At 70.8% G+C, this 17,955-nt stretch carries 17 protein-coding genes; 9 read left to right on the forward strand and 8 right to left on the reverse strand.

What is annotated here, in order from left to right:
• The first annotated feature begins 27 nt into the window (after positions 1-27).
• From AB0M63_RS24035 to AB0M63_RS24045, 3 genes are read left to right on the forward strand one after another with little or no spacing between them, the layout of a single operon-like run.
• On the forward strand, positions 28-801 hold the full coding sequence (locus AB0M63_RS24035) for a (Fe-S)-binding protein (protein ID WP_366020815.1): 774 nt from the start codon (positions 28-30) through the stop codon (positions 799-801).
• Positions 798-2,285: a LutB/LldF family L-lactate oxidation iron-sulfur protein gene (locus AB0M63_RS24040; RefSeq protein ID WP_366020816.1), complete on the forward strand. Its 1,488-nt coding sequence runs from the start codon at positions 798-800 to the stop codon at positions 2,283-2,285. The genes AB0M63_RS24035 and AB0M63_RS24040 overlap by 4 nt, the downstream gene beginning before the upstream one ends.
• Positions 2,282-2,950 carry an LUD domain-containing protein gene (locus AB0M63_RS24045; RefSeq protein ID WP_366020817.1) on the forward strand — a complete coding sequence of 223 codons (669 nt, stop codon included), beginning with the start codon at positions 2,282-2,284 and terminating at the stop codon, positions 2,948-2,950. Before AB0M63_RS24040 ends, AB0M63_RS24045 begins: the two co-directional genes overlap by 4 nt.
• On the opposite strand, the gene AB0M63_RS24050 is transcribed toward AB0M63_RS24045, so the two are convergent.
• The gene (locus AB0M63_RS24050) at positions 2,923-6,036 is read right to left on the reverse strand and encodes a family 78 glycoside hydrolase catalytic domain (protein WP_366020818.1); all 3,114 of its coding nucleotides are present in this window, start codon (positions 6,034-6,036) and stop codon (positions 2,923-2,925) included. The genes AB0M63_RS24045 and AB0M63_RS24050 overlap by 28 nt on opposite strands.
• Positions 6,037-6,205: 169 nt before the next feature.
• On the opposite strand from AB0M63_RS24050, the gene AB0M63_RS24055 reads away from it, so the two are divergent.
• Complete coding sequence (locus AB0M63_RS24055) at positions 6,206-7,360, forward strand: betaine/proline/choline family ABC transporter ATP-binding protein (RefSeq protein WP_366020819.1); 1,155 nt, start codon at positions 6,206-6,208, stop codon at positions 7,358-7,360.
• A 15-nt stretch (positions 7,361-7,375) separates the two neighbouring features.
• Here AB0M63_RS24055 and AB0M63_RS24060 read toward each other — a convergent pair whose 3' ends face one another.
• The 4 genes from AB0M63_RS24060 to AB0M63_RS24075 are packed head-to-tail and all read right to left on the reverse strand — an operon-like array spanning position 7,376 to position 10,278.
• The gene (locus AB0M63_RS24060; RefSeq protein ID WP_366020820.1) at positions 7,376-7,954 is read right to left on the reverse strand and encodes a hypothetical protein; all 579 of its coding nucleotides are present in this window, start codon (positions 7,952-7,954) and stop codon (positions 7,376-7,378) included.
• A 40-nt stretch (positions 7,955-7,994) separates the two neighbouring features.
• Positions 7,995-8,933: an ABC transporter substrate-binding protein gene (locus AB0M63_RS24065; RefSeq protein ID WP_366020821.1), complete on the reverse strand. Its 939-nt coding sequence runs from the start codon at positions 8,931-8,933 to the stop codon at positions 7,995-7,997.
• On the reverse strand, positions 8,930-9,601 hold the full coding sequence (locus AB0M63_RS24070; RefSeq protein ID WP_355910898.1) for an ABC transporter permease: 672 nt from the start codon (positions 9,599-9,601) through the stop codon (positions 8,930-8,932). The genes AB0M63_RS24065 and AB0M63_RS24070 overlap by 4 nt, the downstream gene beginning before the upstream one ends.
• Positions 9,598-10,278 (reverse strand): ABC transporter permease, encoded by a 681-nt coding sequence (locus AB0M63_RS24075; RefSeq protein WP_355910895.1) that lies wholly within the window; start codon positions 10,276-10,278, stop codon positions 9,598-9,600. Before AB0M63_RS24075 ends, AB0M63_RS24070 begins: the two co-directional genes overlap by 4 nt.
• Before the next feature lie 204 nt (positions 10,279-10,482).
• Here AB0M63_RS24075 and AB0M63_RS24080 point away from each other — a divergent pair, with 204 nt between their 5' ends.
• The gene (locus AB0M63_RS24080; RefSeq protein ID WP_355910892.1) at positions 10,483-11,265 is read left to right on the forward strand and encodes an ABC transporter ATP-binding protein; all 783 of its coding nucleotides are present in this window, start codon (positions 10,483-10,485) and stop codon (positions 11,263-11,265) included.
• 3 nt (positions 11,266-11,268) lie between these two features.
• Complete coding sequence (locus tag AB0M63_RS24085; protein ID WP_366020822.1) at positions 11,269-12,579, forward strand: FtsX-like permease family protein; 1,311 nt, start codon at positions 11,269-11,271, stop codon at positions 12,577-12,579.
• A 66-nt stretch (positions 12,580-12,645) separates the two neighbouring features.
• On the opposite strand, the gene AB0M63_RS24090 is transcribed toward AB0M63_RS24085, so the two are convergent.
• On the reverse strand, positions 12,646-13,221 hold the full coding sequence (locus AB0M63_RS24090) for a TetR/AcrR family transcriptional regulator (RefSeq protein WP_366020823.1): 576 nt from the start codon (positions 13,219-13,221) through the stop codon (positions 12,646-12,648).
• 151 nt (positions 13,222-13,372) lie between these two features.
• Here AB0M63_RS24090 and AB0M63_RS24095 point away from each other — a divergent pair, with 151 nt between their 5' ends.
• Positions 13,373-14,230, forward strand: coding sequence for a MoxR family ATPase (locus AB0M63_RS24095; protein WP_366020824.1), 858 nt, complete (start codon positions 13,373-13,375; stop codon positions 14,228-14,230).
• Positions 14,227-15,582 (forward strand): VWA domain-containing protein, encoded by a 1,356-nt coding sequence (locus tag AB0M63_RS24100; RefSeq protein WP_366020825.1) that lies wholly within the window; start codon positions 14,227-14,229, stop codon positions 15,580-15,582. Before AB0M63_RS24095 ends, AB0M63_RS24100 begins: the two co-directional genes overlap by 4 nt.
• On the opposite strand, the gene AB0M63_RS24105 is transcribed toward AB0M63_RS24100, so the two are convergent.
• On the reverse strand, positions 15,583-16,287 hold the full coding sequence (locus tag AB0M63_RS24105) for an SDR family oxidoreductase (protein WP_355910877.1): 705 nt from the start codon (positions 16,285-16,287) through the stop codon (positions 15,583-15,585).
• A gap of 145 nt (positions 16,288-16,432) precedes the next feature.
• Between AB0M63_RS24105 and AB0M63_RS24110 the strand changes: the two genes are divergently transcribed.
• Positions 16,433-17,392 (forward strand): pyridoxal-phosphate dependent enzyme, encoded by a 960-nt coding sequence (locus AB0M63_RS24110; RefSeq protein WP_366020826.1) that lies wholly within the window; start codon positions 16,433-16,435, stop codon positions 17,390-17,392.
• A 50-nt stretch (positions 17,393-17,442) separates the two neighbouring features.
• On the opposite strand, the gene AB0M63_RS24115 is transcribed toward AB0M63_RS24110, so the two are convergent.
• Positions 17,443-17,802: a cupin domain-containing protein gene (locus tag AB0M63_RS24115; RefSeq protein ID WP_355910871.1), complete on the reverse strand. Its 360-nt coding sequence runs from the start codon at positions 17,800-17,802 to the stop codon at positions 17,443-17,445.
• Positions 17,803-17,955: the final 153 nt, after the last annotated feature.

A 17,955-nucleotide genomic window follows, 5' to 3' on the forward strand; every position in this document is an offset into this window, starting at 1 on the left:
CCGATGATCGACCACTAAGGAGCCGCGATGCGTGTCGCCCTGTTCCTGACTTGCGTCAACGACACGCTGTATCCGGACACCGGGCGCGCCGTGGTGAAACTCCTGACCAGGCTGGGCGTCGAGGTCGACTTCCCGATGGCACAGACCTGCTGCGGGCAGGCGCACTACAACACCGGCTACCGCCATGAGGCCGAACCGCTCGCCCGGCATTTCTCCGATGTCTTCGGGGAGTACGAGGCGATCGTCACGCCGTCCGGGTCGTGCGGGGCGATGGTGCGGGAGCTGTATCCGCGGATGGGCGAGAGGGCCCAGGCGGAGGGGCGGGGTGACAGCCTCGCGGCCACTCTGGCGCCGGTGGTGCCGAAGACGTATGAGCTGACCGAGTTCCTCGTCGACGTGCTCAAGGTGACGGACGTCGGCGCCTACTACCCGCACACGGTGACCTATCACCCCACCTGCCACGGGCTGCGCAGCCTGGGGCTCGGCGACCGGCCGCGCCAACTGCTCCAGGCCGTCAAGGGGCTGGAGCTGGTCGAGTTGCCCGGTGCCGACGAGTGCTGTGGCTTCGGCGGGACGTTCGCCGTGAAGAACGCCGACGTCTCGGCGGCCATGGGTGCCGACAAGGTGCGCAACGCCGAGTCGACGGGTGCCGAGGTGCTGTGCGCGGCGGACAACTCCTGTCTGATGCACATCGGCGGGACGATGGCCCGGCTCCACACGGAGCTGCGGCCGGTGCACATCGCCGAGATCCTGGCCGCCACGGAAACGGACACGGACACAGGAGAGGGGCCGAGCGCATGAGCGGCACGTTCGTCGGTATGCCCGCGTTTCCGGCCTTCCCCGTGGCCGCGCACGAGGCCGTCAACAACGAGACCCTGCGCGGCAATCTGCGGCACGCCACCCACACGATCCGCGCGAAACGCGCCAAGGCCGTGGCGGAGGTGTCCGATTGGGCCGCGCTGCGCGAGGCCGGCAAGCAGATCAAGGACCACACGCTGCGCCATCTCGACCGCTATCTGGTCCAGTTGGAGGAGTCGGTGACGGCGGCCGGCGGCATCGTCCACTGGGCCGCCGACGCGGACGAGGCCAACCGGATCGTCGTCCAACTCGTCAAGGGGACGGGCGAGTCGGAGGTCGTGAAGGTCAAGTCGATGGCCACGCAGGAGATCGGGCTCAACGAGGCCCTGGAGGCGGAGGGCATCCGCGCCTACGAGACCGATCTCGCCGAGCTGATCGTGCAGTTGGGCAAGGACCGGCCCTCGCACATCCTGGTCCCGGCGATCCATCGCAACCGCGGGGAGATCCGGGAGATCTTCGCCCGCGAGATGAGCGAGTGGGGCCGCCCGGCCCCGGACGGGCTGACCGACACACCCGCCGAACTCGCCGAGGCCGCCCGACTGCACCTCCGCGAGAAGTTCCTGCGCGCCAAGGTCGGCATCTCCGGCGCCAACTTCATGGTCGCCGACACCGGCACCCTCGTCGTCGTCGAGTCCGAGGGCAACGGCCGGATGTGCCTGACCCTCCCCGAGACGCTGATCTCGGTCGTCGGTATCGAGAAGATCGTGCCCACCTGGCAGGACCTGGAGGTGTTCCTGCAGACCCTCCCCCGCTCCTCGACCGCCGAGCGCATGAATCCCTACACCTCCACCTGGACCGGCACCACCGACGGCGACGGCCCGCGCGCCTTCCACCTGGTCCTGCTCGACAACGGCCGCAGCGACACCCTCGCCGACGAGGTCGGCCGCCAGGCCCTGCGCTGCATCCGCTGCTCGGCCTGCCTGAACGTCTGCCCGGTGTACGAGCGGGCCGGCGGCCACGCCTACGGCTCGGTCTACCCGGGCCCGATCGGCGCGATCCTCAGCCCTCAACTCCGAGGCACGGCAAGCGAGATCGACGCCTCACTGCCCTACGCCTCCTCGCTGTGCGGTGCCTGCTACGAGGTGTGCCCGGTCGCCATCGACATCCCCGAGGTGCTGGTGCATCTGCGGGAACGGGTCGTGGAGGGCGGGCCGGTGACCCGTGAGGGCAACAAGGTGGTGCTGCGGCCCGCGAAGGGGCACGCCGCCGAGCGGGCGGCCATGCGGGCGGCGCGCTGGACCTTCGCCCGGCCGGGCGCCCTGCGCACCGGCCAGCGGCTCGCCTCGCGCACCCGCCGCTTCCATCCCCGGACCCTGCCAGGACCCGGCCGGGCGTGGAGCGGCACCCGGGAGCTGCCCGCCGTGCCCGCGGAGCCGTTCCGCGACTGGTGGCAGCGCACGCACGGTGGAAAGGACAGCGCCAAGTGAGCAGCAGGGAACGGATTCTGGGCCGTGTGGAGCGGGCTCTCGCGGATGTGCCACGGGACGACACGCCTTACGACCAGGCCGTCGAGCGCACCTATCTGCGCGAGCACGGCAACCGGAGTGTCGCCGAGACAGTGGACCTGCTCGCCGAGAACCTGGCCGACTACCGGGCGATCGTGCACCGCTGCGTGGAGGCCGAACTGCCCGCCACGATCGCCGAGTTGCTCGCGGAGCGCGGTTCCAGGACGGTCGTCGTACCGTCGGGCCTGGAGCCGTCCTGGCTCGCGGTGGCCGACGTCGAACAGATCGCGGACCGGACGGAGAACACTCCGCACGAACTGGACCGGGTCGACAGTGTGGTCACGGCCTGCGCGGTGGCCGCCGCCGAGACCGGCACCATCGTCCTGGACGGCGGCCCGGACCAGGGCCGCCGCCGGATCACGCTCGTCCCCGACCACCACATCTGCGTCGTACGGGTACCGGACCAGGTCGTCTCCTCCGTACCCCAGGCCCTCCAACGCCTCGATCCGGCCCGCCCGTTGACCTGGATCTCGGGTCCGTCCGCGACCAGTGACATCGAGCTGGACCGGGTCGAAGGGGTGCACGGGCCGCGCACCCTGGAGGTGGTGCTGGTGGGCGGTCAGGCGAGCGTGGACGTCAAGTCGTAGCGCCCCGAGGGGAGTTCGAAGGACGCGATGCCGTCCGCGAAGCCGAGGAACTCGACGCCCGGCGTCTCGGCCAGCGGTGTCCCGTCCTCGTGCACGTTCGACGGATCGGCGGCGGGGATGCGCAGGGTCGCCGTGCTGTTCGCGGGGACGGTCGCCCGGTACGTCAACTTCCCTTCCCGTACGGTCCATTCGCTGACGATCTCGCCGTAGGGCGAGAGGTGCGAGCCGCTGACCCTGGTGATCCTGCCGGCCGGGTCGACGTGCGGGCGGAGGAGGAAGTGCTTGAAGCCCGGGTGTTCGGGGACCTTGGCGATACCGGCCATGCTCTCGTACATCCACTCCATGATCGCGCCGTAGGAGTAGTGGTTCAAGGAGTTCATGTCGACGGGCCCGAAGCCGTCCTCCGTGGAGTACGAGTTCCAGCGCTCCCACACCGTGGTGGCGCCGTTGGCGACCGAGTACAGCCAGGACGGCATCGCGTTCTGGTGGAGGAGCCGGTACGCCAGGTCGACGCGTCCCTCGTCGGTGAGGACGGGCGCGAGGACGTTCACGCCGAGGAAGCCCACGGAGAGGGTGTTCTCCACGTACTCCACGCGGGTGCTGTCGGGGTGTGCCGCCTTGTGGGCCGGGCTGTTGCCGATGTTGTCGGCGAGCAGGGTGACCAGTTGGCGGTGCTGCGACTCCGTGTCGTGGAAACCGAGTTTGAGGATCCAGAGCAGGGCGGTCTGGGTGTCGTCCTCGGTCCTGCCCGCGCTGTTGCCGGGGGTGTGGGGTGGTGGGGCGCCGAGGCTGGACCGGACGGTGAGCTGTCCGGTGAGGGCGTCGGTGGCGAAGTACTTGGCGATGAAAGCCCGTTTGATGTGGGTGAAGAGCAGTTCGTAGGTGGCCGCCTCCTCGGTGCGGCCGGTGGCGCGGGCCATGTCCGCCATCAGGCGGGCGCTGTAGCCGTAGTAGACATCGCTGATGAGCTGGGTGCTGGTGATCTGGAAGGCGAGCCAGTCGCCGAAGATCGCGCCCTGGCCCGCATAGGTGTCGCCAGTGCGGTCCCGGATCCAGTCCAGGTACCTGGTCATCGCCGCCCAACTGCGGTCGATGATCGTGGGGTCGCCTGACATCTGCCACACCGTCCACGGCACGACAACTCCGCAGTCCGCCCAGCCACTGGCCGGCAGCGGCTGGCCGTAGCGGTGGCCCGGGGCGACCCAGGGGAACTGGGCCCCGTCCGCACCATAAGTGTGCTGCGAGTCGATCAGGGTGTCCTGGAAGTGGGTGAGGAAGGAGACCGCGTCGGTGTTGAACAGGCCTGTGGCGCAGAAGAGTTGGGTGTCACCGGTCCAGCCGAGGCGTTCGTCGCGCTGGGGGCAGTCGGTGGGCACCCACAGGTAGTTGCCGCGCTGGCCCCAACGGACGTTGCTGATCAACTGGTTGACGTCGTTGTCGTCGGTGGTGACGCTGCCGATGTCACGGAGGGCGGAGGTGGCCACCCGGCCCGTGAGTGCGACGAGGGTCACGGGCGCGGTCGTGGTGACGGAGACGTACCGGAAGCCGTAGAAGGTCAGCGAGTCCTCGTGGGTCTCGCCTGCGGGATCACCCTTGAGGATGTACGTGCTGGTGGCCTGGGCGGTGCGCAGGTTCGCGCGGTAGACCGAGCCGACGGGTCCGTCGGCGCCCGCGCTGTCGTCGTTGAGCATCTCCCCCGGTTTGAAGGCGACTTGAGCACCCGCCGTGCCGCGCAGGGTGTAGCGGGGCACGCCGACGAGGTTCTGGCCGAGGTCGATGACGGCGGTCTCGCCGGGGTGCAGGGTGACGGAGACGGTGGCCGCCCGCACGGGATCGGTGACCGTGCGGGCGGGGTCGACGACGATGCGGCCTCGGCCGTTCGCGCTGCTCTCCTGGTCCGTGGCTCCGGTGTAGACGGTGACCGCTTGCGGCTTGCGGTCCCACTCGGGCATCAGGCGGGCGCTCTCGCCGGGATAGGCGACCAACTGGGCGTCCGGGAAGGGGTGTTGGTGTTCCTCGACGGTGGTCCAGGTGGAGATGTCGAAGCCGTTCGCCGTCCAGCCGGGGAGTTCTCTGCGGGCGTCGTAGGACTGCCCGTCGTAGATGTCGTCGGTGCGGTAGGGGCCGGTGTCGGTGGCGCGCCAGTCGTCGCCGGGGTTGGTGACGATGGTCTGGGTGGAACCGTCGGCGTACCGGACGAGGAGTTTCGCCTTGAGGGCAAGGGAGTTGCCGTCGGCCGACCAGTAGGCACTGTTCTCGGAGACGCGGCCGTTGTACCAGCCGTTGCCGAGCACGGCGGCGAGGGTGACCTGCGAGTGGTCCGTCAGCAGGTCCGTGACGTCGTAGGTGAAGTAGTTGGATGTGGTGTCGTAGTTGGTCCAGCCGGGGGTCAGCAACTCGTGGGTCGTGCCGCCGACTTGGGGCACCGGGACCCGTTGGCCGTTGATGTGTACCTCGTAGACGCCGAGCGCGGAGATGTACAGGCGGGCCTCGCGCACCTGGCCGCCCGTCAGTGCGGTCTGGTGGCGAAGAAGGGGTGCGCCTGTGGTGTTCGGCCGCTTGCCGGACATGGCGATCCACCGCGCGCCGTCCCAGCCGGTGACTCCGTCGGTGCTGAGCAAGCCGGTCTCGAAGAAGGCGGTGGGCGTGGCGTGGACGGCGCGGCCGTGTTCGTCCCAGACCGTCACGGTCCAGTGGTAGCGGGTCGAGGCGCGGAGGTCGGGTCCCTCGTAGCGGACGGCGACCGAGTCCGCCGAGTCGACGCGACCGCTGTCCCAGACGTCGGCCCGGCCGTCGGACAGATGCTCGGCCGAGGCGGCGATCCGGATGCGGTACGCCGTCTGGCGTCGGCCCCGCGCGGCGGACACGGTGTGCCAGCCGAATCTCGGGTGCGCCGCGTCCACGCCGAGCGGATCGGTGCGGTGTTCGACGGTCAGGCCCGACACCGTGGTGTCGGCGGATGCGCTGCCCCCGCCTCCGTTCCCGCCCGCCATCGCCGCTGGTACGACGCTCAGGGCCGCCGTGGTGAGCAGCGTGCGGCGACGCAGCTTGCCGTCGCGAGCCGTTCCGTCGACTCCGTCGTTCATGCCGCTGTCCCTTCGGCCCGCCGGGAGGTGGAGTGGTGCCGCTGAAAAGCGGAGTGGTGCCGCTGAGGTGCAGTGGTCTCGCATCATTTCAGGGGCGGCAGGTCCACGTCACCAACCGGTGGGACGCCGTTGAAGGGCGGTGCGGGACCGGTGCCGTTAGCGTGAAGGCATGATCCGGTTCGAGCAGGTCGGCAAGCGGTATCCGGACGGTACGACGGCCGTGGACGGGCTGTCCTTCGAGGTGTCCGAGGGCGAACTCGTCACGCTCGTGGGCCCGTCCGGCTGCGGCAAGACGACCACCATGATGATGGTCAACCGGCTCATCGAGCCCACCTCGGGCCGGATTCTCGTCAACGGCGAGGACATCGCCGGTGTCGACCCGGTGCGGCTGCGCCGCCGTATCGGATACGTCATCCAGCAGGTGGGCCTCTTCCCGCACCGCACGATCCTCGACAACACGGCGACCGTGCCGTCCCTGGTCGGCTGGAAGCGGGCGAAGGCGCGGGCCCGGGCAGCCGAGCTGCTGGATCTGGTGGGCCTGGACCCGAAGACCTACGGTCCGCGCTATCCGGACCAACTCTCGGGCGGGCAGCGGCAGCGCGTTGGGGTGGCCCGGGCGCTGGCCGCCGATCCGCCGGTGCTGCTGATGGACGAGCCGTTCGGCGCGGTCGACCCCGTGGTGCGGGAGCAGTTGCAGGACGAGTTCCTGCGGATGCAGGCCGCCGTGCGCAAGACGGTGCTGCTGGTCACGCACGACATCGAGGAGGCGGTACGGCTCGGCGACCGGATCGCCGTGTACGGGCAGGGCCGGATCGAGCAGTTCGACACCCCCGGCGCGGTGCTGGGCACGCCGGCGACGCCGTATGTCGCCGAATTCGTGGGCGCGGACCGGGGTCTGAAGCGGCTGTCGGTCACGGAGATCGAGCCCGACGACCTGGAGCAGCCGCCGGTCGTCCGGCTGGACGAACCGGCGGAGCGGGCCGCCGAGCGGCTGCGGGCCGAGGGCGCGCGGTGGGCGGTGGTCCTCGACGGGCAGGGTGAACTCCAGGGGTGGGTCAAGGCCGACGAGCTCGCGGCGGGCGGCACGGTCGGTCACCTGGCCCACCGGATGAACGCCTGGGTGCCGGTGGGTGCCCCCTTGAAACAGGCCTTCGGTGTGATGCTCCAGCACGACGCCGGCTGGGTCGCCGTGCTGGACGGGGCACGCTTCCTCGGTGTGCTGACCCCGGCGAAACTGCACGAGGCACTACGACGGTCCGTGGACGCGGACGCGCTCGGAGTGCCCCGTGGACAGGTGGACTTCGACTCGGTGGCGGACGCCTGAGAACCGAGCGGCGGCTCAGCTGAAGGTGATGGGGCAGCCGAGTCGCATGGAGTGCTGGGCCGCGCGCAGGTACAGGGCCACATAGAAGGTCGTGTCCAGGTCCTCGCTCCAGCGACCGGGGCGGGCGGCGGCCAGCTCCTCCGCCTCGCCCTCCAGGAACCAGAAGGTGAGGGCGAGGTTCCCGGCCGACTCCGGTATCTCGGCGGGCAGTTCGAGTGCCGCCGCCAGCCGCTCGGCCAGGGCCAGGACCTGGGGTGCGCCCGCGATCACCGTCTCGTCCGTGTACGCGGAACCGATCGGCAGACGTATCTGCTCATCCAGCGAGACCGGCACCAGCACCGACCAGCCGCCGATCAACTCCCGCTCCGCAGGCGTCAGTCGGGCACGGCACAGCGCGTCGAAGCCCCGCATGGACGGGCTCAGCTTCTCCTCGAACGCGGACCCGAAGTCCCGCTCCGGGACGGACCCGTACGGCGGCAGCCCGCGTCGGGCCAGCTCCGCGTCGAGCCCCTTGGCGATCGCGCCCTTCCCCCCTTCCCCGGCATCCTCGCTCAGCCACTCTTCCCCACCGACATCGATCAGATAGACACCCATGCCCGAACGGTACAAGCCACCACTGACAACCCCCCGACGCTCACTTCAGGAGGCCCTTGTCCTTCAGATAGGTCCGCGCCACGTCCTGCGCCAACCGCCGCCAAGTGTCGACCTGTTGGTTCATCGACGCCAGGTCGGCCGTGGTCAGCACCTCGTTGAGTCGGCCCAGCGCGCGGGTCACGCCGGTGCTGCCCGCGCGGGAGCGGTTGACGACCGGGACGACGTAGTCGGCGTTCTGGAGGTGCTTGTCGTCGGCGAGGAGGACCAGCCCGAACTGGTCGAGGGTGGCGTCGGTCGTGGTGGTCAGCACCATCTGGTCCTGCCCGTTCTGGACGGCGCTCTTGGCCTGGGTGGTGCCGACGCCCTTGGGGTCGACGGCGGTGATGTCGATGCCGTAGGTCTTGTTCAACCCCGGCTCGCAGTAAGGCCGTTGCACACACTCGTCGCCCGCCGCGAGCCGCACCTTCAGTCCCGAGGCGCCGAGGTCGCTGAGGGTCTCGAGGTGGTGTTCGCGGGCGTACGACCGGGCGACAGCGAAGGCGTTCTGGTCGACGGCCTTGCCGGGGGCCAGCACGGTCAGCCCGCGTGGCGTGGCGAGTTGGCGCAGTGCCTTCATCGTGGCGGTGAGGTCGGGTGAGCCGGCGGCCGGTGCGTCGGGGCCGTTGGTCTTGGCGTTGAGCCAGTCGGCGAAGGTGGCCGCGTACTCGGGTACGACGTCGATCTGCCCTGATTCCAGGGCGGGTTCGTAGAGTTCGCGGTTGGCGACGGTGAGCAGGGACGTCTTGTATCCGGCCTGGTTGAGCAGCAGCGCGTACATCTGGGCGAGCAGGTCGCTCTCGGTGAATCCGGCCGAGCCGATGGTGAGGTGGTGGCTGTCGCCGGGAGGGGCGGTGACGGCGCCCTGGTTCTCCAGGGAGGGGCCGGTCGAGCAGCCGGTGACCGCCAGGAGCAGCGCGGCCGCGGCGAGTTGTCGCCTCATCGCGCTCCCCTGACCCACCGGGGCACGAGCCGTTCGGCGACCTCGAAGACGCCCTCGACGAGCAGCGCGAACACGGCGACGAGCAGAGCTCCGGCCACCACCTGTGCGGTGTTGGCGAGGTTGAATCCGGCGGTGATGATGCGGCCGAGTCCGCCGCCGCCCGCGAGCGCGGCGATGGTGGCGGTCGCGACGAGCTGGACGGCGGCGATCCGGACGCCGTTCATCAACAGCGGGAGGGAGAGCGGCAGTTCGACGCGGAACAGCATCTGCGGCCCGGTCATCCCCATGCCGCGCGCGGCCCGCACGATGCTGCGGTCGACCTCGCGCATGCCGACGTAGGCGTTGGTGAGCAGGGGCGGTACGGCGAACAGGACGAGGGCGACGACCGTTGGGCCCTCGCCCCAGTTGCCGACCGGGGTCAGGAGCAGCAGGACCAGTACGGCGAAGGTGGGCACCGCGCGGCCGATGTTGGAGATGTTGACGGCGAGCGCGCCGCCCTTGCCGAGGTGGCCGAGGACGAGCGCGACCGGGAGCGCGATCAGGCAACTGATGACCAGGCAGACGACGGTGAGGACGAGGTGCTGCGCGAGCCGGTGCCAGATGCCGTCGTCGCCGGACCAGTGGGCGGAGTCGGTGAGCCAGTGCCAGGCGTCGGTGAGGGTGTTCATCCGCGGACCGCCCTGGTCCAGGGGGTGATCAGCCGTTGCACGAGCAGCAGGAGCAGGTCGGCCGCGATGGCGATGACCACGCAGAGCACGGACGCGGTGAGCACCTGTGCCTTGAAGTAGGTGTTCATGCCCGCGTAGATGAGGTTGCCGAGTCCCCCGAAGCCGACGATCGCCCCGACGGTCACCAGCGAGACCGCCGAGACGGTGGCGATGCGCAGTCCGGCCATCGCGGCGGGCAGCGCGAGGGGCAGTTCCACGGTGAGGAGGAGGCGGATCGGGCCGTAGCCCATGCCGCGTGCGGCCTGTCGGGTCTCCTCGGGTACGGCGCGCAGGCCCGCGAGGATGTTGCGGACGAGCAGGGTGAGCGAGTAGAGGACGAGTCCGGCGACGACGAGCGTGGCCGACAGTCCGTAGACGGGCAGGAGCAGCGAGAACATCGCCAGGGACGGGATCGTGTAGAGGATCGTCGTGACCGCGAGCACCGGTCCCGCGGCCCATCCCCAGCGACGGGCCAGCACCGCGAGCGGCAGCGCGACGACCAGGCCGATCAGCACGGAGATCGCGGTCAGTTGCAGGTGCTGGACGACCGCGTCGAAAAGGATGTGGCGGCGGGTGCTCAGGTACTCGCCGCAGATCCACTCGTTGCGGGCGAGGCAGTCGTCCGGGGGCGCGGTCACGTCCCCATTGCATCGGGTGGGCCGGGGTGCGGCCCGTTGTGGTGACCCGTACGGGCGTCGGTCAGGGGTTCCGGTGGGTGCCCGACCACCGGGGTGTCGCTGAGTACACCCCTCGATACGGGTTCTGCGCCCAATGTGCGGCGCCCGCCCGCTCCGTAGCGTCTTCGGCGAGGCACAGGGCGTGCCGCACGGAGGGTGATGGCGATGTTTCGCACCGCACGACGGACGCACGACAAGGGACCCGCCGCCGAGGCGCTGCGGCTGGTCAAGGTGAGTCGGACCTACGGCCAGGACGACAGCGCGGTGACGGCTCTGGACGGGGTCACGCTGAGCCTGGAGCGCGGTTCCTTCACCGCGGTGATGGGGCCTTCGGGGTCCGGGAAGTCGACGCTGCTGCAGTGCGCGGCGGGGCTGGACCGGCCGGACGCCGGGATCGTGATGGTCGACGGCGCGGAGCTGACGGGCGGCAGCGAGGCGGAGCTGACCAGGTTCCGGCGGCGGCGGATCGGGTTCGTGTTCCAGCAGTACAACCTCCTCGACACGCTCACCGTCGCGCAGAACACCGTGCTGCCGCTGAAGCTGGCCGGGCGGCGCGTCGACCGCGAGCGGGTCCGGGAGGTCCTGACGTCGGTCGGTCTCGGCGACCGGATGGGCCACCGCCCCGACCAGCTCTCCGGCGGTCAGCGGCAGCGGGTGGCGATCGCCCGCGCGCTGGTCGCCGAACCCCGGGTGATCTTCGCGGACGAGCCGACCGGAGCCCTGGACACGCGCAGCGCGCGGGACGTGCTGCTGCTGTTGCGGGAGGCGGTGCGGGTGCACGGGCGGACCGTGGTGATGGTGACGCACGACCCGGTCGCGGCCTCGTACGCCGACTCGGTGCTGTTCCTCGCGGACGGCCGGATCGCCGGCCGGATGCACGCGCCGACCGTCGACGCGGTCGCCGAGCGGCTGGCGCACCTGGGCGACGACGTGACGGTGGGGGTGTGAGCGATGTTCGTACTGGCGATGCGTTCGATCCGGCAGCGTCCGGGGCGGTTCCTGGCGACCCTGCTGGCCGCGTTCCTGGGCGCGGCGATCATCATGACGTTCAACTCGCTGCACGACACGGCGGCGCAGTCGGGCATCGACTCGGTCAGCGCCGAGACGCTGTCGACGTCGGCGAGTGTCGTCGGCGGCTACGGCACCCTGCTGGTGTTCTTCGCCGTCGCCTCCACACTCACGGTCAACGTACGCCAGCGCACAAGGGAGTTGGAGACCCTGCGCTGCTCAGGGGCGACTCCGGCGCAGCTCAAGCGGATGGTCGTGGGTGAGGCGGTGGCCGTAGCCCTCGTGGGCGCGATCCTCGCTGTCGGACCGGCGATGCTCGGCGGACGGGCGCTGCTCGGGGTGTTCCAGGACAGCGGTCAGGTCGCGCGGTCCGTCGACTACTCCTTCGGTCCCTACGCGCTCCAGTCGGGCCTCGGCATCACCCTGCTCGCCGCGGCGGGCGCCGCGTTCCTGGCGGTACGGCGGGCGACGCGCGGGCGTCGGCAGCGGGGCCGGGCGCGGACGTTCCTCTCCTACGCCGCACTGGCCGCGGGAGTTGTGTCTGTCACGGCGACTTTCGCCTTCTCCTCGACGGACGCGGCACTGATGGCCGCACCGGCGTACGGGGCGATCCTGCTGTCCGTGGGGCTGGCCCTGCTGGCACCCCGGCTGCTGAACGGGCTGCTCGACCGGCTCCAACTGGCGGGCGCGAGCGGCTGGTTGGCGGTTCGGAATCTGCGTGAGCGGGCCGACCGGCTCGCCGGGATCCTGATGTCGCTGATCCTGTTCACGGCGGTGGCCACGGCGACCCTGTACATGCAGGCGGTGGAGAGCGACGCGGTGCGGGACTCGGGCCTGGCGAAGTCGGTGGACGCGAAGAACCTTCAGACGCTCAACCTCACGGTCGTCGGGATCATCGTGGTCTTCGTCTGCGTGATGCTGGTCAACTCGCTCTACGCGGAGACGACTTACCGCGCCCGGGAGTTCGGCGGGCAGCGCCTGGCGGGGGCGACTCCGGGGCAGGTGCTGCGCACGGTGGGCACCGAGACGGCGATCCTCACGGTCACCGGAGTGCTGTCCGGCACAGTGGCCGCGCTGGCCGGGATCATCCCCTTCACCATGGTCCGCACGGACTCGGTCCTGCCGCACCAGGGGCTCGGGATCTGGCTGGCGGTCGTCGCGGTGGCGGCGACGGTGACGCTGGGGACGAGCCTGCTGACGGCACGGCGGGTGCTTCGCACCCCGGCGGTGGAGTCGGTGACCCTGGCCGCGTGAACACGGCCGGTCGGTCGGGGGCGGTCGCTACGGCGGCCGCCCCCCGTCGCACGGCTACTGCTCCTTCTACTTCACGCCCGCCGCGTCCAGCAGCACCCGTACGGTCTCCCTCGTGAGGCCGTCGTCCAGCGTCTCCACCTTGGCACCGGCGCGGGCGCTGGCTCCGTCGAAGATCAGCATCAACTGGCGTGCCAGCAGCTCGGGATCGCGTGCGCCGCCCAGTTCGGCCTGCGCGCGGAAGGCGTCCCGCAACGCGTCCTTGGCGGTGCGGGCGACCACGCTCGCCGGGTGCTCCGGGTCCTTCAGCTCCACCAGCGTGGCAAGGAAAGGGCAGCCCTGGTAGTCGAGCTCGGTCGAGGCCTGCTCCGCCTGTTCGAAGACGTAGAGGATGCGTTCGCGGGGCGTGCCGGCGTCGTCCGGGCCGGGGGTGAGCCGTGCCGCGTAGCCGGGGGCGCGGCGCTCCAGACTGGCGGCCAGGACCTCGTCCTTGCTGTCGAAGAGCTGGTACATCGACCGCTTCGAGACTCCCGCGGACCGGCACAGCGCCTCGACGCCGATGGAGACGCCGTCGCGGTAGAACAGCTCGGCCGCCGCGTCGAGCAGCCGGTCTCGGGGGGACGCCTTGTCTGTCGTGGTGGCCATAGTGCGAGGTTACCGCGCCGGAGGCCGAGAGGAAACCGATCGGTGTACACGCTTGCGCGGCGGCCCGGCCGCGGGTGACAGTAGGGGTGAACAAGCGCTTGGACATGTTGCCCGCTGCCGATGCACCACCCGTGATCCGCCGGAGGCCCCGTTGTTCCGTTCCGTCGACGAAGTCGCCGCGCGCCTCGCCGAGACCGGCTATCTGGCCTCGCCCGCGGTCGCCACGACCGTCTTCCTCGCCGACCGTCTCGGCAAGCCGCTCCTCGTCGAGGGCCCGGCCGGTGTCGGCAAGACGGAGCTGGCCAAGGCCGTCGCCGAGGTCGCGGGAGCGGAACTGGTCCGGCTCCAGTGCTACGAGGGCGTCGACGAGTCCCGGGCGCTGTACGAGTGGAACCACGCCAAGCAGTTGCTGCGGATCAGCGCGGGCCGCGACGAGAGCTGGGACGAGACGCGCACCGACATCTTCAGCGAGGAGTTCCTGCTCCCCCGCCCGCTGCTCACGGCGATCCGCGGCGAAGGCCCGAAGGTGCTGCTCATCGACGAGACCGACAAGGCGGACGTCGAGGTGGAGGGCCTGCTGCTGGAGGTGCTGAGCGACTTCCAGGTCACCGTCCCGGAGTTGGGCACGATCACCGCGACCCGCCGCCCCTTCGTGGTCCTCACCTCGAACGCGAGCCGTGAACTCTCCGAGGCCCTGCGCCGCCGCTGCCTGTTCCTCCATATCGGCTTCCCCGACGAGGAGTTGGAGCGTCGGATCGTACGGCTGAAGGTGCCGGGGCTCGGCGAGGCGCTGGCCGGGTCGGTGGTGCGGGTGGTCGGGGCGCTGCGGGAGATGGAGCTGCGGAAGGTGCCGTCGGTGGCCGAGACCATCGACTGGGCCCGCACCCTGCTGGCGCTCGGCGCGGACACGCTCGACGAGGCGGTGGTACGCGACACTCTCGGCGTGCTCCTCAAGCACCAGGACGACATCCTCAGGGCGGCTGCCAAGCTCGACCTGGACGCCGTGTGACCGCCACCGATGTCGCCGAGCGGCTGACGGGCCTCGTCGGTGCGCTGCGCGCGCACGGTCTGCGCATCGGGACCGGCGAGACCGTGGACGCGGCGCTGGCGATGGAGGCCCTCGGGTTCGCGGACCGCGAGCTGCTCCGCGAGGGACTGGCCGCGACACTGCTGCACGGGACAGCCCAACGCCCCGTGTTCGACCCGGTCTTCGACCTCTACTTCCCGCGCGGCATCGGAGCACCGCGGGGCGAGCCCACCAGCCGCGACGACCTTCGCGACCGGCTCGCGGCGGCGCTCACCGCCAACGACCAAGCCCTGATGGGGCAGTTGGCGGCGGAGGCCGTGGACGGTTTCGGCGGTTACGGCAACTCCCCCGCGTCGGACGGCTGGTCGTCGCACCAGACCCTGGAGTGGCTGCGACCGCAGACGCTGCTGGCCCGGGTACGGACGAGCATCCGGGCGCAGGGCGGGGACGCCGGGTTCACCGACCGGCTGCTCGACGACGAGATCCGGCAGCGCATCGAGGGCTTCCGGCGGCAGGTCGCCGCCGAGGCGCGGCGCCGGGTCGCCGAGCGGCGCGGCCGGGACGAGATCGCCCGGCGGGCGGTGGCGCCGACGGCCGACCGCGTCGACTTCCTGTTCGCCGGACGGGCCCAACTGGCCGAGCTGCGCAGGGCGGTTCAGCCGCTGGCCCGGAAGCTGGCCACCCGTCTCGCCGCGCGCCGCCGACGCGCCTCGCGGGGCACGATCGATCTCCGGCGCACCCTGCGCGGATCACTGTCCACGGGCGGGGTGCCGATGCGGCCGGTGCTGCGCCGACGCCGGCCGGTCCGGCCCGAACTGGTGCTGCTGTGCGATGTGTCGGGCTCGGTGTCGGGGTTCTCCGATTTCACGATGCTGCTGGTGCAGGCGCTGCACGACCAGTTCAGCAAGGTGCGCGTGTTCGCCTTCGTCAACCGGCTCGACGAGGTGACCCCACTCCTTGTGCACGGCACGGCGGACCCCGAGGGGCTCGGCACCCGCATCCGCGACGAGGCCACCCTCACCGGCTGGCACGGCAGCAGCGACTACGGCGTCGCCCTGGGCGAGTTCGCGGAGCGCTACGGTGACGCGGTCGGCCCGCGCACGACCGTGTTCGTCCTCGGTGACGCCCGCACCAACATGAGCGACCCGAATCTCCCGGCCGTGCGGCACATCGCACAACGGGCGCGCCGCGTCTACTGGTTGAACCCCGAGCAGCGCTCCCGGTGGGGCACCGGCGACTCGGCCGCGCCCGACTACGCGGAGCTGGTCGAGATGCACGAGTGCCGCAACGCCCAGCAACTCAGCGTGCTGGTCGGGAAGTTGCTGCCGGTCTGACTAGACCGCCGTCAACTGCGGGTAGAGCGCGCCCCCTTCGGCGGACAGCCCGGCCTTGACCTGCCGGGTCAGGTCGTCGGCCAGTACCTCGAAGGCGCCGGACTCGATGCCGTCGAGGGCCTGTGCCGCCACGCTCTCGGGCGTGGACTTGGGCGCGTCGACATGTGCGGCCATGTCGGTGTCGACGTAGCCGACATGCAGCCCGGTGACCTCGATGCCGCGCGGCTTCAGGTCCAGGCGCAGGGAGTTGGTCTGCGACCAGAAGGCGGCCTTGGAGGCGCTGTAGGAGCCGGCGATGCCGACCCAGGACAGCACCGAGTGGAAGTTGAGGAGGTGGCCGCCGCCGTTGCGCTCGATGATCGGCACGAAGGCGCGCGTCACCAGCAGGGGTCCATAGAAGTTGGTCTCGAACTCGCGGCGGATGTCCTCGACGGGCGAGTCGAGGAAGTTCGCGTTCACCGAGGCACCGGCGTTGTTGATCAAGATGGTGACGTCCTGTGCCTGTTCGGCCGCCGCCGCGACGGACGCGGGGTCGCTGACCTCCAGCGCCAGCGGCACGGCGTCCGGGTGGGTGACGGTCTTCGGGTCGCGGGCGGTGGCGTACACCTTCTTGGCGCCGCGCTCGTACAGGGCGGTCACCAGTGCGCGGCCGATGCCGCGGCTGCCACCGGTGACGAGGACGACGGAACCTTCGATGCTGGTCATGGAGATCTCCCGGAGCTGGGGCATCCGCGGCAGCCGTACGGAACGCGACTTGGAAACCGATCGGTTTACCCCGCTCGACCACTGTAAACCGATCGGTTTCCATGAGCAAGTGGGCAGGCTGCCCCAGCGCGCGATGATGTACGGCATGAGCGACCCCCACGTGGAACTGGCCACCTTCCCCACGCCCGTCGAACCGGCGCCCCGGCTGGCCACCGCGATCGGGCTCGGCCCGGACGACCTCTGGATCAAGCGCGACGACCTGACCGGCCTCGGAGGCGGCGGCAACAAGATCCGCAAACTGGAGTGGACCGTGGGCGCGGCGCTCGCCGGGGGCGCGGACACCCTGGTCACCACCGGCGCCCCGCAGAGCAACCACGCCCGTCTGACCGCGGCCGCCGGAGCCCGGCTGGGCCTGGACGTGGTGCTGGTGCTGCGCGGATCGCCGGGTGTCTCACGCTCGGGGAACCTCGCCCTCGACGGGCTGTTCGGCGCCCGGATCGCCTGGGCGGGCGAGGTGGACCAGGCCGGACTGGACCGGGCGGCGGCCGAGGTCGGCGAACAACTGCGGAGCGCCGGTGCCATGCCCGCCCTGATCCCGTTCGGCGGTTCCAGCGCGCTCGGCGCACGCGGATACGCGCGCTGCGGCGAGGAGTTGCGCCGCCGGCTACCCGATCTCCGTACCGCCGTCGTGGCGTTGGGTTCGGGCGGCACGATGGCTGGGCTGGTGGTCGCGCTCGGGACGGAGGCGGTGCTCGGGGTCGACGTCGGCGCGCTGCCCGAACCTGCCCTGGCCGTAAGCGAATTCGCCGGACTGAGCTCACCAGACGGACTGCGGATACGTCGGGACCAGATCGGCGCCGGCTACTCCACGCTCACCACCGCGACCGCCGAAGCCCTCGCCCTCGCCGCGCGCACCGCCGGGCTCGTGCTCGACCCGACGTACACGGGACGGGCGATGGCCGGTCTGATCGCGGCCGTCCGCGACGGTGACATCAGGCCCGGCGAGCGGACCGTGTTCGTGCACACGGGCGGACTGCCCGGCCTGTTCGGACACGCGGAGGCCGTCGCGTACGCCGAGGATCGGGTCGTCGAGTACCGGGCATGACATACGCGCCCGGCGGGTGCGGTGCCACAGGGCGCGTATATCCGGAGGGACTACGGGGCCTTCGCGTAGTCCGTGGCCATGGCGCCGGCGAAGTCGTACACGATCACCTGTTCGTCGCCGACTACCCATGCGTCGTGTCCGGGCGGACAGACGAAGACGTCTCCGGGGCCTACTTCGCCCTCGCCGCCTTCGTCCATGACGAGGTGCATCCGCCCCTGGACCACATAACCGTTGTGGTGGATCTCGCAACTCTTGGTGCCCGCGATCGGACCCACGGACTCGGACCAGCGCCAGCCCGGCTCGAAGGTGCCCACCGCGAAGTCGAGTCCGCTGAGGTGGACGGCTTCGAGGTGGCCGCGGGGGAAGTCACGTCGCTCGTCCGGCTTCTCGACCGTCTTCACTTCCAGCATGACGGCTGCCTCCATTCCGGCCGTGCGCCGCACGGCCCGGGCCGGTCTCCGTCTCCCGGCGGCCCCGAACGGCGCCGGCGCTCCGGCGGGGGCCGCGCCCCACCACTCCATCGTCTTCCTGTCCACCCGGGAGCGCCATTCGGGGGAACACCT

Origin of the sequence: Streptomyces sp. NPDC051576 (assembly GCF_040681835.1) — a bacterium.
Taxonomy (GTDB): domain Bacteria; phylum Actinomycetota; class Actinomycetes; order Streptomycetales; family Streptomycetaceae; genus Streptomyces.

What these genes read in the sequence shown, in the direction of transcription:
- AB0M63_RS24035 (WP_366020815.1), top strand. Translation starts at nt 28, where the DNA reads ATGCGTGTCGCCCTGTTCCTGACTTGCGTCAACGACACGCTGTATCCG.
- AB0M63_RS24040 (WP_366020816.1), top strand. Translation starts at nt 798, where the DNA reads ATGAGCGGCACGTTCGTCGGTATGCCCGCGTTTCCGGCCTTCCCCGTG.
- AB0M63_RS24050 (WP_366020818.1), bottom strand. Translation starts at nt 6,036, where the DNA reads ATGAACGACGGAGTCGACGGAACGGCTCGCGACGGCAAGCTGCGTCGC.
- AB0M63_RS24055 (WP_366020819.1), top strand. Translation starts at nt 6,206, where the DNA reads ATGATCCGGTTCGAGCAGGTCGGCAAGCGGTATCCGGACGGTACGACG.
- AB0M63_RS24060 (WP_366020820.1), bottom strand. Translation starts at nt 7,954, where the DNA reads ATGGGTGTCTATCTGATCGATGTCGGTGGGGAAGAGTGGCTGAGCGAG.
- AB0M63_RS24065 (WP_366020821.1), bottom strand. Translation starts at nt 8,933, where the DNA reads ATGAGGCGACAACTCGCCGCGGCCGCGCTGCTCCTGGCGGTCACCGGC.
- AB0M63_RS24070 (WP_355910898.1), bottom strand. Translation starts at nt 9,601, where the DNA reads ATGAACACCCTCACCGACGCCTGGCACTGGCTCACCGACTCCGCCCAC.
- AB0M63_RS24080 (WP_355910892.1), top strand. Translation starts at nt 10,483, where the DNA reads ATGTTTCGCACCGCACGACGGACGCACGACAAGGGACCCGCCGCCGAG.
- AB0M63_RS24085 (WP_366020822.1), top strand. Translation starts at nt 11,269, where the DNA reads ATGTTCGTACTGGCGATGCGTTCGATCCGGCAGCGTCCGGGGCGGTTC.
- AB0M63_RS24090 (WP_366020823.1), bottom strand. Translation starts at nt 13,221, where the DNA reads ATGGCCACCACGACAGACAAGGCGTCCCCCCGAGACCGGCTGCTCGAC.
- AB0M63_RS24105 (WP_355910877.1), bottom strand. Translation starts at nt 16,287, where the DNA reads ATGACCAGCATCGAAGGTTCCGTCGTCCTCGTCACCGGTGGCAGCCGC.
- AB0M63_RS24110 (WP_366020826.1), top strand. Translation starts at nt 16,433, where the DNA reads ATGAGCGACCCCCACGTGGAACTGGCCACCTTCCCCACGCCCGTCGAA.
- AB0M63_RS24115 (WP_355910871.1), bottom strand. Translation starts at nt 17,802, where the DNA reads ATGCTGGAAGTGAAGACGGTCGAGAAGCCGGACGAGCGACGTGACTTC.